The organism is Streptomyces sp. NPDC088915, assembly GCF_044749825.1.
In the GTDB taxonomy this organism is placed as follows: Bacteria; Actinomycetota; Actinomycetes; order Streptomycetales; family Streptomycetaceae; genus Streptomyces.
Genome location: NZ_JBIVIR010000017.1, coordinates 196,056 through 210,502 on the forward strand (window position 1 = coordinate 196,056; position 14,447 = coordinate 210,502).

Annotated in this window: 13 protein-coding genes; 11 read left to right on the forward strand and 2 right to left on the reverse strand. The window is 71.5% G+C overall.

Annotated features, from left to right (window positions below):
• Positions 1-11: 11 nt before the first annotated feature.
• The 8 genes from ruvC (at position 12) to ACIP5O_RS28735 (ending at position 9,251) form a co-directional block, all read left to right on the forward strand.
• Positions 12-578 carry a crossover junction endodeoxyribonuclease RuvC gene (ruvC, locus tag ACIP5O_RS28700; RefSeq protein ID WP_125659616.1) on the forward strand — a complete coding sequence of 189 codons (567 nt, stop codon included), beginning with the start codon at positions 12-14 and terminating at the stop codon, positions 576-578.
• Positions 575-1,204, forward strand: coding sequence for a Holliday junction branch migration protein RuvA (ruvA, locus tag ACIP5O_RS28705; RefSeq protein ID WP_365539909.1), 630 nt, complete (start codon positions 575-577; stop codon positions 1,202-1,204). Before ruvC ends, ruvA begins: the two co-directional genes overlap by 4 nt.
• A 50-nt stretch (positions 1,205-1,254) precedes the next feature.
• Positions 1,255-2,355 carry a Holliday junction branch migration DNA helicase RuvB gene (ruvB, locus tag ACIP5O_RS28710; RefSeq protein WP_356549001.1) on the forward strand — a complete coding sequence of 367 codons (1,101 nt, stop codon included), beginning with the start codon at positions 1,255-1,257 and terminating at the stop codon, positions 2,353-2,355.
• A gap of 165 nt (positions 2,356-2,520) precedes the next feature.
• Complete coding sequence (gene yajC, locus ACIP5O_RS28715; protein ID WP_401298185.1) at positions 2,521-2,991, forward strand: preprotein translocase subunit YajC; 471 nt, start codon at positions 2,521-2,523, stop codon at positions 2,989-2,991.
• A 142-nt stretch (positions 2,992-3,133) separates the two neighbouring features.
• Entirely contained in the window at positions 3,134-4,906 is a 1,773-nt protein-coding gene (gene secD, locus ACIP5O_RS28720) for a protein translocase subunit SecD (RefSeq protein WP_401298188.1), read from the forward strand.
• 1 nt (position 4,907) lies between these two features.
• Positions 4,908-5,993 carry a protein translocase subunit SecF gene (secF, locus tag ACIP5O_RS28725; protein ID WP_356548998.1) on the forward strand — a complete coding sequence of 362 codons (1,086 nt, stop codon included), beginning with the start codon at positions 4,908-4,910 and terminating at the stop codon, positions 5,991-5,993.
• Complete coding sequence (locus tag ACIP5O_RS28730; RefSeq protein ID WP_401298192.1) at positions 5,990-6,541, forward strand: adenine phosphoribosyltransferase; 552 nt, start codon at positions 5,990-5,992, stop codon at positions 6,539-6,541. The genes secF and ACIP5O_RS28730 overlap by 4 nt, the downstream gene beginning before the upstream one ends.
• Positions 6,542-6,779: 238 nt before the next feature.
• Positions 6,780-9,251, forward strand: a complete 2,472-nt coding sequence (locus tag ACIP5O_RS28735; protein ID WP_401298193.1) for a RelA/SpoT family protein — start codon at positions 6,780-6,782, stop codon at positions 9,249-9,251.
• Positions 9,252-9,320: 69 nt separating this feature from the next.
• Here ACIP5O_RS28735 and ACIP5O_RS28740 read toward each other — a convergent pair whose 3' ends face one another.
• Both ACIP5O_RS28740 and ACIP5O_RS28745 read right to left on the reverse strand, forming a co-directional pair.
• A complete protein-coding gene (locus ACIP5O_RS28740; protein ID WP_401298196.1) occupies positions 9,321-10,550 on the reverse strand; it encodes a DUF349 domain-containing protein in 1,230 nt (409 codons plus the stop codon).
• A gap of 201 nt (positions 10,551-10,751) precedes the next feature.
• Complete coding sequence (locus ACIP5O_RS28745) at positions 10,752-11,549, reverse strand: peptidylprolyl isomerase (RefSeq protein WP_401298198.1); 798 nt, start codon at positions 11,547-11,549, stop codon at positions 10,752-10,754.
• A gap of 162 nt (positions 11,550-11,711) precedes the next feature.
• On the opposite strand from ACIP5O_RS28745, the gene ACIP5O_RS28750 reads away from it, so the two are divergent.
• The 3 genes from ACIP5O_RS28750 (at position 11,712) to ACIP5O_RS28760 (ending at position 14,441) form a co-directional block, all read left to right on the forward strand.
• The gene (locus ACIP5O_RS28750; RefSeq protein ID WP_401298201.1) at positions 11,712-12,419 is read left to right on the forward strand and encodes an MBL fold metallo-hydrolase; all 708 of its coding nucleotides are present in this window, start codon (positions 11,712-11,714) and stop codon (positions 12,417-12,419) included.
• Between the two features lie 8 nt (positions 12,420-12,427).
• Positions 12,428-13,690, forward strand: a complete 1,263-nt coding sequence (gene hisS / locus ACIP5O_RS28755; protein WP_401298204.1) for a histidine--tRNA ligase — start codon at positions 12,428-12,430, stop codon at positions 13,688-13,690.
• A gap of 139 nt (positions 13,691-13,829) precedes the next feature.
• On the forward strand, positions 13,830-14,441 hold the full coding sequence (locus tag ACIP5O_RS28760; RefSeq protein ID WP_401298206.1) for a vitamin K epoxide reductase family protein: 612 nt from the start codon (positions 13,830-13,832) through the stop codon (positions 14,439-14,441).
• Positions 14,442-14,447 lie beyond the last annotated feature (6 nt).

Below are 14,447 nucleotides of genomic sequence, written 5' to 3' on the forward strand. Positions count from 1 at the left end.
GAGGGGGCGACGTGCGCGTACTCGGAGTGGACCCCGGGCTCACCCGGTGCGGCGTCGGCGTCGTCGAGGGCGTCGCCGGACGGCCCCTGACCATGCTCGGCGTCGGCGTGGTGCGGACGCCCGCGGACGCCGACATCGGCATGCGCCTGGTCGGCATCGAGCGGGGCATAGAGGAGTGGATCGACCGCTTCTCGCCCGAACTCGTCGCCGTGGAGCGGGTGTTCAGCCAGCACAACGTACGGACGGTGATGGGCACCGCCCAGGCCAGCGCCGTCGCCATGCTCTGCGCCTCCCGCCGCGGCATCCCCGTCGCCCTGCACACCCCCAGCGAGGTCAAGGCCGCCGTCACCGGCAGCGGCCGCGCCGACAAGGCCCAGGTCGGGACCATGGTGACCCGGCTGCTCCGGCTCGCCGAGCCGCCCAAGCCGGCCGACGCCGCCGACGCCCTCGCCCTCGCCATCTGCCACATCTGGCGGGCCCCCGCCCAGAACCGTCTCCAGCAGGCCGTCGCCGCCCAGAACCGCCTCCAGGAAGCGGCCGCCCGGCACGCGTCCGCAGTGAAAGGCCGAACCCGATGATCGCCTTCGTCAGCGGCCAGGTCGCCGCCCTCGCCCCCACCACGGCCGTCGTCCAGGTCGGCGGCGTGGGCATGGCCCTCCAGTGCACCCCGGCCACCATCGCCGGACTGCGGATCGGCGAGGAGGCCCGGCTCGCCACCTCCCTCGTCGTCCGCGAGGACTCCCTCACCCTCTACGGCTTCGCCGACGACGACGAGCGGCAGGTCTTCGAGCTCCTCCAGACCGCCAGCGGCGTCGGCCCCCGCCTCGCCCAGGCCATGCTCGGCGTGCACAGCCCCGACGCCCTGCGCCTCGCCGTCTCCACCGGGGACGAGAAGGCCCTCACGGCCGTCCCCGGCATCGGGAAGAAGGGCGCGCAGAAGCTCCTCCTCGAACTGAAGGACAAGCTCGGCACCCCCCTCGGCAGCAGCGGCCTCGTCGGAGCGCAGCGCGTCGCCTCCGGGCCCGCCCCGTGGACCGAGCAGCTCGCCGCCGCCCTCATCGGCCTCGGCTACGCGAGCCGCGAGGCCGAGGAGGCCGTCGACGCCGTCACCCCGCAGGCCGAGGCCGCCCTCGCCGAGACCGGCACCGCCCCCGTGCCGCAGCTCCTCCGGGCCGCCCTGCAGACCCTCAACCGCGCCCGCTGACCACCCCCGACCCCGCCCGGCCGGGCCGTACGAACGAGAAGGCATCCACCGTGAACTGGGACGACGACACCACCGCCGAGGCACCCGACGCCGAGGCGCGCATCGTCGACGCCGCCGCCGAGGGCGACGACCAGGCCGTCGAGGCGGCCCTGCGCCCCAAGGACCTCAGCGAGTTCGTCGGCCAGGAGAAGGTCCGCCAGCAGCTCGACCTGGTCCTCAAGGCCGCCCGGCAGCGCGGCGCCACCGCCGACCACGTCCTGCTCTCCGGCGCCCCCGGCCTCGGCAAGACCACCCTCTCGATGATCATCGCGGCCGAGATGAACGCCCCGATCCGCATCACCTCCGGCCCCGCCATCCAGCACGCCGGCGACCTCGCCGCGATCCTCTCCTCCCTCCAGGAGGGCGAGATCCTCTTCCTCGACGAGATCCACCGCATGTCCCGGCCCGCCGAGGAGATGCTCTACATGGCGATGGAGGACTTCCGCGTCGACGTCATCGTCGGCAAGGGCCCCGGCGCCACCGCCATCCCGCTGGAACTGCCGCCCTTCACCCTCGTCGGCGCCACCACCCGGGCCGGGCTCCTGCCGCCCCCGCTGCGCGACCGCTTCGGCTTCACCGCCCACATGGAGTTCTACGACCCGTCCGAACTCCAGCGCGTCATCCACCGCTCCGCCGGACTCCTCGACGTCGTGATCGACCCGGCCGGCGCCGCCGAGATCGCCGGACGCTCCCGCGGCACCCCCCGCATCGCCAACCGCCTGCTGCGCCGGGTCCGCGACTACGCCCAGGTCAAGGCGGACGGGATCATCACCCGGGAGATCTCCGAGGCCGCCCTCAGCGTGTACGAGGTCGACAGCCGCGGCCTCGACCGGCTCGACCGCGCCGTCCTGGAGGCCCTCCTCAAGCTCTTCGGCGGCGGACCGGTCGGCCTCTCCACCCTCGCGGTCGCGGTCGGGGAGGAGCGCGAGACCGTCGAGGAGGTCGCCGAACCCTTCCTCGTGCGCGAGGGTCTGCTGGCCCGTACGCCCCGTGGTCGCGTCGCCACTCCCGCCGCCTGGACCCACCTCGGGCTCGTTCCGCCGCAGGCAGCGGGCCCGGGCGGCGCGGGGAGCGGCACGGGAACGGGACAACAGGGGCTCTTCGGGGCGTGACGGTGCGGATGCTCGCCCGGACCGGAACCGGGGTGCGATGCTGGACGTTGTTCCAGCGATGCGGACTCGCCTAGACTCCGCCGATGCCGCCCTTTCCGGTCGGCGCGCCCACCCCCGAAGATCAGGCCGCGGGTTCTCCGCGACCGTGCGAAGGAAACCCGTCCCGTGAGCATCGTGACCCTCCTCCCCTTCATCGTCCTCATCGGGGCCATGTTCCTGATGACCCGCTCTGCCAAGAAGAAGCAGCAGCAGGCGGCGCAGATGCGCAACGAGATGCAGCCCGGCACCGGCGTACGCACGATCGGGGGGATGTACGCCACCGTCAAGGAGATCTCCGACGAGACCGTTCTCCTCGAGGTCGCCCCGGGCGTGCACGCCGTCTACGCCAAGAACGCGATCGGCGCGGTCCTCGAGGACTCCGAGTACAACCGGATCGTCCACGGCGACGACGACAGCGACGAGGCCGCCGACTCCGCGACCGTGGTCCCGGACGACGCCTCCTCGCTGACCGGCGCCACCGACGTCACGGCCGAGGACGCGCCCAAGGCCGACCTGACGAAGAAGTCGGACGCGGCCGAGGCCGCGACCGAGGGGGAGAAGGACGGCAAGACCGACGGCGAGACCGACGCGAAGTAATCGCGACCGGGGACCGCGCGCACGCCCACCGGCGTGCGCGTCCCCGAACGGTTCCACGTCTGCGGGGGATGGTCCCCACACATACTTCGTGGCCGTCGCGCACACACCCGTCGCGCGACGGTTGGACAGGGAGATACGACAGGTGGCAGCACCGAAGAAGGGCCGAAGGCCGGCGGGGGGACAGAGCCGGCCGGGCCGCGCCCTGGCACTCATTCTGATCGCCATGGTCGCGCTCACCGGCGGCATGTTCTGGTCGGGGCACACCACCCCGCGCCTCGGCATCGACCTCGCCGGCGGCACGTCGATCACGCTCAAGGCCAAGGCCGACCCCGGCCAGGAGTCGGCGGTCAACGAGACCAACATGAACACGGCGGTCGGCATCATCGAGCGCCGCGTCAACGGTCTGGGTGTCTCCGAGGCCGAGGTCCAGACGCAGGGCCGCGAGAACATCATCGTCAACATCCCTCGCGGGACGAACGAGAAGCAGGCCCGGGAGCAGGTCGGCACCACGGCCCAGCTCTACTTCCGGCCCGTCCTTGCCGTCGCGGCCGCCGCGCCGGAGCCGGCCCCGACGGCCACCGGTTCGTCCTCGGCCTCGCCGAAGCCGTCCGCCTCCGCCTCCGCTCCGACCGCGGGCGAGAAGTCGGCCACTCCGTCGGCCACCGCCTCCACCCGGGGCCGCGCGCTCACCGAGGCCCTCAAGGCCCCGAGCCCGACGCCCACCGGCAGCGCCTCGTCCTCGTCCTCCGCGACGCCGAAGGCCACCGGAACCCCGCAGGCGACCCCCACGCCCGACCCCGCCACCGCGGCGCTCGAGCAGAAGTTCACCGCCCTGAACTGCCTCGACCCCAAGCAGCGCACCGCCGCCGGCCAGGGCGTCAAGCCGGACCAGCCCACCGTGGCCTGCGGCAAGAACGCGATCGACCAGTGGGAGAAGTACCTCCTCGGTCCGGCCGCGGTCGAGGGCAAGGACGTCGACGACGCCGGGGCCGCGCTCGACCAGCAGACCGGCCAGTGGATCGTGGACATGGAGTTCACGAGCGCCGGTTCGAAGAAGTTCCAGGCGATCACCAGCAAGCTCTCGCAGCAGAGCGAGCCGCAGAACCAGTTCGCCATCGTCCTGGACGGCGAGGTCGTCTCCGCGCCCCGCGTCCAGACCACGCTGAGCGCCAGCGCCCAGATCTCCGGCAGCTTCAACCAGCAGTCCGCCCAGGACCTCGGCAACATCCTCTCCTACGGCGCCCTGCCGCTCACCTTCCAGACCCAGAGCGTCGACACCGTCACCGCCGCGCTCGGCGGCGACCAGCTGGAGGCCGGTCTGATCGCCGGCGCCATCGGTCTCGGTCTCGTCATCATCTACCTGGTCGTCTACTACCGCGGCCTGTCGCTGATCGCCATCCTCAGCCTCGGCGTCTCCGCGCTCCTCACCTACGTGATCATGGCACTGCTCGGCCCGGCCATCGGCTTCGCGCTGAACCTGCCGGCCGTCTGCGGAGCCATCGTCGCCATCGGCATCACCGCGGACTCGTTCATCGTCTACTTCGAGCGCATCCGCGACGAGCTCCGCGAGGGCCGCACGCTCCGCCCGGCCGTCGAGCGCGCCTGGCCGCGCGCCCGCCGCACCATCCTGGTCTCCGACTTCGTGTCGTTCCTGGCCGCGGCCGTGCTCTTCATCGTCACCGTCGGCAAGGTCCAGGGCTTCGCGTTCACGCTCGGCCTGACCACCCTGCTCGACATCGTCGTGGTGTTCCTCTTCACCAAGCCGGTCATGACGCTGCTCGCGCGGACCGCGTTCTTCGGCAACGGCCACCCGTGGTCCGGCCTGGACCCGAAGCGCCTCGGCGCCAAGCCGCCGCTGCGCCGCACCCGCCGCACCACCGCCCCCGCCGGCCCTGTCGACCCGAAGGAGGCGTGAGATGTCGAAGCTCGGAGATCTCGGCGCCCGACTCCACCGCGGTGAGGTCGGCTACGACTTCATCGGCAACCGCAAGATCTGGTACGGCCTGTCCGTCCTGATCACCATCACCGCCATCGTCGCCCTGGCCGTCCGCGGCCTCAACATGGGCATCGAGTTCCAGGGCGGCGCCGTCTTCACCACCCCGAAGTCGGACGTCTCCGTCAGCCAGGCCCAGGAGTACGCGGAGGAGGCCTCCGGCCACGACGCGATCGTCCAGCAGCTCGGCAACGGCTCGCTGCGCATCCAGGTCGGCGGCCTCGACACCGCGCAGTCCGACCAGGTCCGCGCGGAGCTCGCCAAGGACCTGAACGTCCCCGAGGACAAGATCGCGGCCGAACTGGTCGGCCCCAGCTGGGGCGAGCAGATCGCCAACAAGGCCTGGACCGGTCTCGGGGTCTTCATGATCCTCGTGGTGATCTACCTGGCCATCGCCTTCGAGTGGAGAATGGCGGTCGCGGCGCTCATCGCCCTCATCCACGACCTCACCATCACCGTGGGCATCTACTCCCTGGTCGGCTTCGAGGTCACCGTCGGCACGGTCATCGGCCTCCTGACGATCCTCGGTTACTCGCTGTACGACACGGTGGTCGTCTTCGACTCGCTCAAGGAGCAGACGAAGGACATCACGAAGCAGACCCGCTTCACCTACAGCGAGATGGCCAACCGCTCGATCAACGGCACCCTGGTCCGTTCGATCAACACCACCGTCGTGGCGCTCCTTCCGGTCGCCGGACTGCTCTTCATCGGCGGCGGCGTCCTCGGCGCCGGCATGCTCAACGACATCTCGCTGTCGCTGTTCGTCGGCCTCGCGGCCGGTGCGTACTCGTCGATCTTCATCGCCACCCCGCTCGTCGCCGACCTCAAGGAGCGCGAGCCGTCGATCAAGGCCCTCAGGAAGCGCATCCTGGCCAAGCGGGCCAACGCCGCCGCCAAGGGCGAGCCGCTCGACGGGCCGGAGGACGCGTTCTCCGACGGCTCCGAGGCCGCCGCCGTCGTCGGTCCCCGGGCCGGCCGCCGGGGCCGCGCCCAGGAGCACCGAGGATGACCGCCGACGCCCAGGACGTCACCGGCCTCCTGCTCAGCCGCATCCGCGACGTACCGGACTACCCGAAGCCGGGCGTGCTGTTCAAGGACATCACGCCGCTGCTCGCGGACCCGGAGGCGTTCGGGGCCCTCACCGGCGCCCTCGCCGGGCTGTGCTCCGCGCACGGCGCGACGAAGGTCGTCGGCCTGGAGGCCCGCGGCTTCATCCTGGCCGCCCCGGTGGCCGTCCGCGCGGGCCTGGGCTTCATCCCGGTCCGCAAGGCCGGCAAGCTCCCCGGGGCCACGCTCCGCCAGGCGTACGAGCTGGAGTACGGCACCGCCGAGATCGAGGTGCACGCCGAGGACCTGGCGGCGGGCGACCGCGTCATGATCATCGACGACGTCCTCGCCACCGGCGGCACGGCCGAGGCCTCCATCGAGCTCGTCCGCCGCGCGGGCGCCGAGGTCGCGGGCGTCGCCGTCCTCATGGAACTGGGCTTCCTGCCGGGCCGCGCCCGCCTGGAACCGACCCTGAAGGACGCTCCGCTCACGGCGCTGATCACCGTCTGACACCGGGCTCCGGCCCGTACGGAGGCGCTCCGGGGAATCCCCGGGGCGCCTCCGTCGTTTTCCGGAGTGTCCCGGTTCGGTCGCTCGGGGGCGGGGGGCGTCCGTGGCCGGATCCGTTCACTCCCCGGGCGCGTGAGCAGTGCGGGTCCGGGGTCGATACCATGGCCGTTCCGGGCCTGACCGGGGGACCCGGAACCTTCCCCGGAGTCCGTCCGGGGGGACCCCCAGAGGAGCGCTCTTGCCAGACGAGGCCCAGCCACTCTCCGCCGCGCAGCCCGACCCGAAGGCCGAGAAGGCCGCGCCCGGGACCGGCACGCCCCAGAACGAGCCCGCGGAGACCGCGCCCGCCGCACCGGCCCCGGCGCCCGCCCCCGCCTCGTCCGCACGCCCCGCGCCGGCCGCACCCGCCCGCTCGGGCGGCTCGTCCAACCGCGTCCGCGCCCGCCTCGCCCGCCTCGGCGTGCAGCGCTCCTCCCCGTACAACCCGGTCCTCGAACCGCTCCTGCGGATCGTCCGCTCCAACGATCCCAAGATCGAAACGGCCACTTTGCGCCAGATCGAGCGGGCCTACCAGGTCGCCGAGCGCTGGCACCGCGGCCAGAAGCGCAAGAGCGGCGACCCGTACATCACCCACCCGCTCGCCGTCACCACCATCCTCGCCGAACTCGGCATGGACCCGGCGACCCTGATGGCCGGACTCCTGCACGACACCGTCGAGGACACCGAGTACGGCCTCGACACCCTGCGCCGGGACTTCGGCGACCAGGTCGCGCTCCTCGTCGACGGCGTCACCAAGCTCGACAAGGTCAAGTTCGGCGAGGCCGCCCAGGCCGAGACCGTCCGCAAGATGGTCGTCGCCATGGCCAAGGACCCGCGCGTCCTGGTCATCAAGCTCGCCGACCGCCTGCACAACATGCGCACCATGCGCTACCTCAAGCGGGAGAAGCAGGAGAAGAAGGCCCGCGAGACCCTGGAGATCTACGCCCCGCTGGCCCACCGGCTGGGCATGAACACCATCAAGTGGGAGCTGGAGGACCTCGCCTTCGCGATCCTCTACCCCAAGATGTACGACGAGATCGTCCGGCTCGTCGCCGAGCGCGCCCCCAAGCGGGACGAGTACCTGGCCGTCGTCACCGACGAGGTCCAGACCGACCTGCGCGCCGCCCGCATCAAGGCCACCGTCACCGGCCGGCCCAAGCACTACTACAGCGTCTACCAGAAGATGATCGTCCGCGGCCGTGACTTCGCGGAGATCTACGACCTGGTCGGCATCCGCGTCCTCGTGGACACCGTCCGCGACTGCTACGCGGCCCTCGGCACCGTCCACGCGCGATGGAACCCGGTCCCCGGCCGGTTCAAGGACTACATCGCGATGCCGAAGTTCAACATGTACCAGTCGCTGCACACGACGGTCATCGGACCCAACGGCAAGCCCGTCGAGCTCCAGATCCGCACCTTCGACATGCACCGGCGCGCCGAGTACGGCATCGCCGCGCACTGGAAGTACAAGCAGGAGGCCGTCGCCGGAGCCTCCAAGGTGCGCACCGACGTGCCGAGGAAGACCGGCAAGGACGACCACCTCAACGACATGGCGTGGCTGCGCCAGCTCCTCGACTGGCAGAAGGAGACCGAGGACCCCGGCGAGTTCCTGGAGTCCCTGCGCTTCGACCTCTCCCGCAACGAGGTCTTCGTCTTCACGCCCAAGGGCGACGTCATCGCCCTGCCCGCCGGAGCCACCCCCGTCGACTTCTCCTACGCGGTCCACACCGAGGTCGGCCACCGCACGATAGGGGCCCGGGTCAACGGGCGGCTCGTCCCGCTCGAATCGACCCTCGACAACGGCGACCTGGTCGAGGTCTTCACCTCCAAGGCCGCCGGCGCGGGCCCCTCCCGCGACTGGCTCGGCTTCGTCAAGTCCCCCCGCGCCCGCAACAAGATCCGCGCCTGGTTCTCCAAGGAGCGCCGGGACGAGGCCATCGAGCAGGGCAAGGACGCCATCGCGCGGGCCATGCGCAAGCAGAACCTGCCGATCCAGCGGATCCTCACCGGCGACTCCCTCGTCACCCTCGCCCACGAGATGCGCTACAGCGACATCTCCTCGCTGTACGCGGCGATCGGCGAGGGCCACGTCACCGCCCAGTCCATCGTGCAGAAGCTGGTCCAGGCGCTCGGCGGCGAGGAGGCCGCCACCGAGGACATCGACGAGTCCGCGCCGCCCACCCGCGGCCGCTCCAAACGGCGCTCCAACGCCGACCCCGGCGTCGTCGTCAAGGGCGTCGAGGACGTCTGGGTGAAGCTGGCCCGCTGCTGCACCCCCGTCCCCGGCGACCCGATCATCGGCTTCGTCACCCGGGGCAGCGGGGTGTCGGTCCACCGCAGCGACTGCGTCAACGTCGAGTCGCTGTCCCGGGAGCCGGAGCGGATCCTGGAGGTCGAGTGGGCCCCGACCCAGTCCTCGGTCTTCCTCGTCGCCATCCAGGTCGAGGCCCTGGACCGCTCCCGGCTCCTGTCCGACGTCACCCGGGTCCTCTCGGACCAGCACGTCAACATCCTCTCGGCGGCCGTCCAGACCTCCCGCGACCGGGTGGCCACCTCCCGCTTCACCTTCGAGATGGGCGACCCGAAGCACCTGGGCCACGTCCTGAAGGCCGTGCGGGGCGTGGAGGGCGTCTACGACGTCTACCGCGTGACCTCGGCCCGCCGGCCGTAACGAGGGCGTACGAGAAGGGCGGCCCCGGTACCTGCGTACCGGGGCCGCCCTCCTTTCCGTACGGACGGATCAGCCGCTGAACTCCTCCAGACCCTTCAGGGCCTGGTCGAGCAGGGCCTGGCGGCCCTCCAGCTCGCGCGAGAGCTTGTCGGCCTTGGCGTCGTTGCCGGCGGCGCGGGCCGCGTCGATCTGCTTGCGCAACTTCTCGACCGCGTCCTGGAGCTGACCGGTCAGACCCGCGGCACGCGCGCGCGCCTCCGGGTTCGTCCGGCGCCACTCGGCCTCCTCGGCCTCCTGGATCGCCCGCTCCACCGCGTGCATCCGGCCCTCGACCTTGGGACGGGCGTCCCGCGGGACGTGACCGACGGCCTCCCAGCGCTCGTTGAGGGAGCGGAAGGCCGCGCGGGCCGCCTTCAGGTCCGACACCGGGACGAGCTTCTCGGCCTCGGCCGCCAGCTCCTCCTTCAGCTTGAGGTTCTCGCCCTGCTCCGCGTCCCGCTCGGCGAAGACCTCGCCGCGCGCCGCGAAGAACACGTCCTGGGCGCCGCGGAAGCGGTTCCACAGGTCGTCCTCGTGCTCGCGCTGGGCGCGGCCGGCCGCCTTCCAGTCCGTCATCAGCTCGCGGTAGCGGGCCGCCGTGGTCCCCCAGTCGGTGGAGTTCGAAAGGGACTCCGCCTCCGCGACCAGGCGCTCCTTCACCTTGCGGGCGTCCTCGCGCTGCGCGTCCAGGGACGCGAAGTGGGCCTTGCGGCGCTTCGAGAACGCCGAGCGGGCGTGCGAGAAGCGGTGCCACAGCTCGTCGTCGGACTTGCGGTCGAGCCGGGGGAGGCCCTTCCAGGTGTCCACGAGCGCCCGCAGCCGCTCGCCCGCCGAACGCCACTGCTCGCTCTGGGCCAGCTCCTCGGCCTCCGTGACGAGCTTCTCCTTGGCGGCGCGCGCCTCGTCGGCCTGCTTCGCCTTCTGGGCCCGGCGCTCCTCGCGGCGCGATTCCACCGTCTCGACGAGCTTGTCCAGCCGGGCGGAGAGCGCGGCCAGGTCACCGACGACGTGGTGCTCGTCGACCTGGTGCCGGATGTGCTCGATCGCCGCGGTGGCGTCCTTCGCCGAGAGGTCGGTGGTCCTCACCCGCTTCTCGAGGAGGCCGATCTCGACCACCAGGCCCTCGTACTTGCGCTCGAAGTAGGCCAGGGCCTCCTCGGGGGTGCCGGCCTGCCACGATCCGACGACCTGCTCACCCCCGGCCGTCCGCACGTACACGGTGCCCGTCTCGTCGACGCGGCCCCACGGGTCGCTGCTCACAGCGCCTCCTCACCATGATGCCGTCGCGGGGTCGTACCCCCCGGGCATCGTCCACAGTTTCCCGGCGGGCCTCGCCCGCCTTCCGCAGCGCGGCCGACGGCCCACGCTGCACACCGCCAATCTAGGCGAACGGCGGCCCGGCTGTCCGCACTCAGCGCGACCGAGATTCGACGGTCGGCCCGCCGGTGCGGACGCGCGGGCTCACTTCTTCGTGACGGCGGCCTTCTCGATGGTCACGGCCTTCTTGGGGGCGCCGTCCGTGGCGCCGCCCTCGACACCGGCCGCGCCGACCTCCTGGACCGTCTTGAGGCCGGCCGCGTCGATCTTCCCGAAGGGGGTGTAGGTCGGCGGCAGCTTGGTGTCCTTGTAGACGAGGAAGAACTGCGAGCCGCCGGTGCCCGGCTGCCCGGTGTTGGCCATGGCCACGGTGCCGGCCGGGAAGGTCACCGTGCCGTCCGCGCCGGCCTTGCCGAGGGCGCCCAGGTTCTCGTCCGGGACGGTGTAGCCGGGACCGCCCGAGCCGGTGCCCTCGGGGTCGCCGCACTGGAGCACGAAGATGCCCTTCGTGGTGAGCCGGTGGCACTTCGTCCCGTCGAAGTACTTCTTGTCCGCGAGGTGCTTGAAGGAGTTCACCGTGTGCGGGGTCTTCGACGCGTCCATGGTGATCGTGACGTCGCCCAGGTTGGTCTCGAGCGCCATCGCGTACGTGGCCTTCCGGTCCACGGTGAGCTTCGGCTCCGGGTTCGCGGACTCCTGGGAGGGCGAGGGGGTCGGGGTGGTGGGCGCGTCGCCGGACGCGCTGTCCGAGCCCTTCTTCGAACCGTCCGACAGTGCCACCGAGGCGTACACGGCGCCACCCGAGGCCAGCACCACCGCGAGGACGGCCGCGACGACGGTGTTGCGGCGCTTGTCCTTGCGGCGCTTCTCCTCCCGCCGCTGCTGCTGCCGTACGTACTTCTCCCTGGCAAGCTGCCGCCGCCGCTGATCGCTGCTGACCACCGGTCCGCTCCTTGTCGCTCGTCTGTTCCTGTCCTGGCCGGATGTGCCCGTACCGTATACGGGTTGGCTGTGGAACCGGCACCGCCGGTAGGCTCTGATCTGCTGAATCCCGTCATTCCCGTGATTTCCGCGCCCCGCGCCGGACGACATCCAAGGACGAACGTGCTGATTGCCGGCTTTCCCGCCGGGGCCTGGGGGACCAACTGCTACCTGGTCGCCCCCGCCGCGGGCGAGGAGTGCGTGATCATCGACCCCGGCCACCAGGCCGCGCAGGGTGTCGAGGAGACGCTGAAGAAGCATCGGCTCAAGCCCGTCGCCGTCGTCCTCACCCACGGACACATCGACCACGTCGCCTCCGTCGTCCCGGTGTGCGGCGCCCATGACGTCCCCGCGTGGATCCACCCGTCCGACCGCTACATGATGAGCGACCCGGAGAAGGCCCTCGGCCGCTCCATCGGGATGCCCCTCATGGGCGAGCTGACCGTGGGAGAGCCCGACGACGTGCGCGAGCTCGCCGACGGCTCCGCGCTGCAGCTCGCGGGTCTGGAGTTCTCCGTCGCCCACGCGCCCGGCCATACCAAGGGGTCGGTGACCTTCCGGATGCCCGAGACCACGGAGGTCCCCTCCGTGTTCTTCTCCGGGGACCTGCTGTTCGCCGGCTCCGTCGGACGCACCGACCTGCCCGGCGGTGACATGGACGAGATGCTCGGATCGCTGGCCCGCGTGTGCCTGCCCCTCGACAACTCGACCGTGGTGCTGTCGGGACACGGTCCCCAGACGACCATCGGCCAGGAGCGCGCCACCAACCCCTACCTCAGGCAGGTGGCCTCCGGCCTCGGGAGCCCCGACGCTCCCCGACGAGGAATGTGACGACTCACGTGAGCACCTTCAAGGCCCCCAAGGGCACGTACGACCTCATCCCGCCGGTCTCGGCGACCTACCTCGCCGTCCGCGAGGCCATCGCGGCCCCCCTGCGCCGCTCCGGCTACGGCTACGTCGAGACCCCCGGCTTCGAGGACGTGAACCTCTTCGCCCGCGGCGTCGGCGAGTCCACCGACATCGTGACCAAGGAGATGTACGCCTTCGAGACCAAGGGCGGCGACCGGCTCGCCCTGCGTCCCGAGGGCACCGCCTCCGTGCTCCGCGCCGCCCTGGAGGCCAACCTCCACAAGCAGGGCAACCTGCCGGTCAAGCTCTGGTACTCCGGCTCGTACTACCGCTACGAGCGCCCGCAGAAGGGCCGCTACCGCCACTTCTCGCAGGTCGGCGCCGAGGCGATCGGCGCCGAGGACCCGGCGCTCGACGCCGAGCTGATCATCCTGGCCGACGAGGCCTACCGCTCCCTCGGCCTGCGGAACTTCCGCATCCTGCTGAACTCGCTCGGCGACAAGGAGTGCCGCCCCGTCTACCGGGAGGCCCTCCAGGACTTCCTGCGCGGGCTCGACCTCGACGAGGACACCCTGCGCCGCGCCGAGATCAACCCGCTGCGCGTCCTCGACGACAAGCGCGAGGCCGTGCAGAAGCAGCTCGTCGGCGCCCCGCTCCTGCGCGACTACCTGTGCGACGCGTGCAAGGCGTACCACGAGGAGGTGCGCGCCCTGATCACCGCGGCGGGCGTGGTCTTCGAGGACGACCCCAAGCTGGTGCGCGGCCTCGACTACTACACCCGCACCACCTTCGAGTTCGTCCACGACGGCCTCGGCTCGCAGTCGGCGGTCGGCGGCGGCGGACGCTACGACGGCCTCTCCGAGATGATCGGCGGCCCCGCGCTGCCGTCCGTCGGCTGGGCGCTCGGCGTGGACCGCACGGTCCTGGCCCTGGAGGCCGAAGGCGTCGCGCTCGACCTGCCCTCCGCCACCAGCGTCTTCGCCGTCGCCCTCGGCGAGGAGGCCCGCCGGATCCTCTTCGGCAAGGTCACCGAGCTGCGCAGGGCCGGTGTCGCCGCGGACTTCTCCTTCGGCGGCAAGGGCCTCAAGGGCTCCATGAAGGACGCCAACCGCTCGGGCGCCCGCCTCGCCGTCGTCGCCGGCGAGCGCGACCTCGCCGAGGGCGTCGTCCAGCTCAAGGACATGGAGACCGGCGAGCAGCAGGCCGTCGCCCTGGACGGCCTCCTGGACGCGGTACGGACCAAGCTGGCCTGACGCCCGGTCGTACGCACGGAAACGGGTCCGGTTCGCGCGAGCGGCCGGGCCCCTTCCTTATGTCCGGCGAACGGTGGGCACGGGCCTCCGTACGGCAGAATGTCCGTGACCGGCAGCCCGCGAGCGATGGATCGGAAACATGACGAAAGCAGCGGTGGACGACCCGGCACCCGGCACGATCGGAGCGAGCCGCGCCTTCTCCTGGCTCCTGGTGATCACCGGCGCGGCCGGACTGCTCGCCGCCTGGGTCATCACGCTCGACAAGTTCAAGCTCCTGGAGGACCCCGGCTTCACCCCCGGGTGCAGCCTCAATCCGGTCGTCTCCTGCGGCAACGTCATGAAGAGCGAGCAGGCCTCGGTCTTCGGCTTCCCCAACCCGATGATCGGCCTCGTCGCGTACGGCATGGTGGTCGCGATCGGCGTCGGGCTCCTCGCCGGCGCCCGCTACCGCCGCTGGTACTGGCTCGGCCTCAACGCCGGCACCCTCTTCGGCGTCGGCTTCTGCGCCTGGCTCACCTACCAGTCGCTGTACGAGATCAACGCGCTCTGCCTGTGGTGCTGCCTGGCCTGGGTCGGGACCATCGTCATGTTCTGGTACGTGACCTCGCACAACGTGCGCCACGGCGTGCTCCCCGCCCCGGCATGGCTGAAGACCTTCTTCGGCGAGTTCACCTGGGTCCTGCCCGCCCTGCACATCGGGATCATCGGCATGCTGATCCTGACCCGCTGGTGGGACTTCTGGACGAGCTGATCCCGG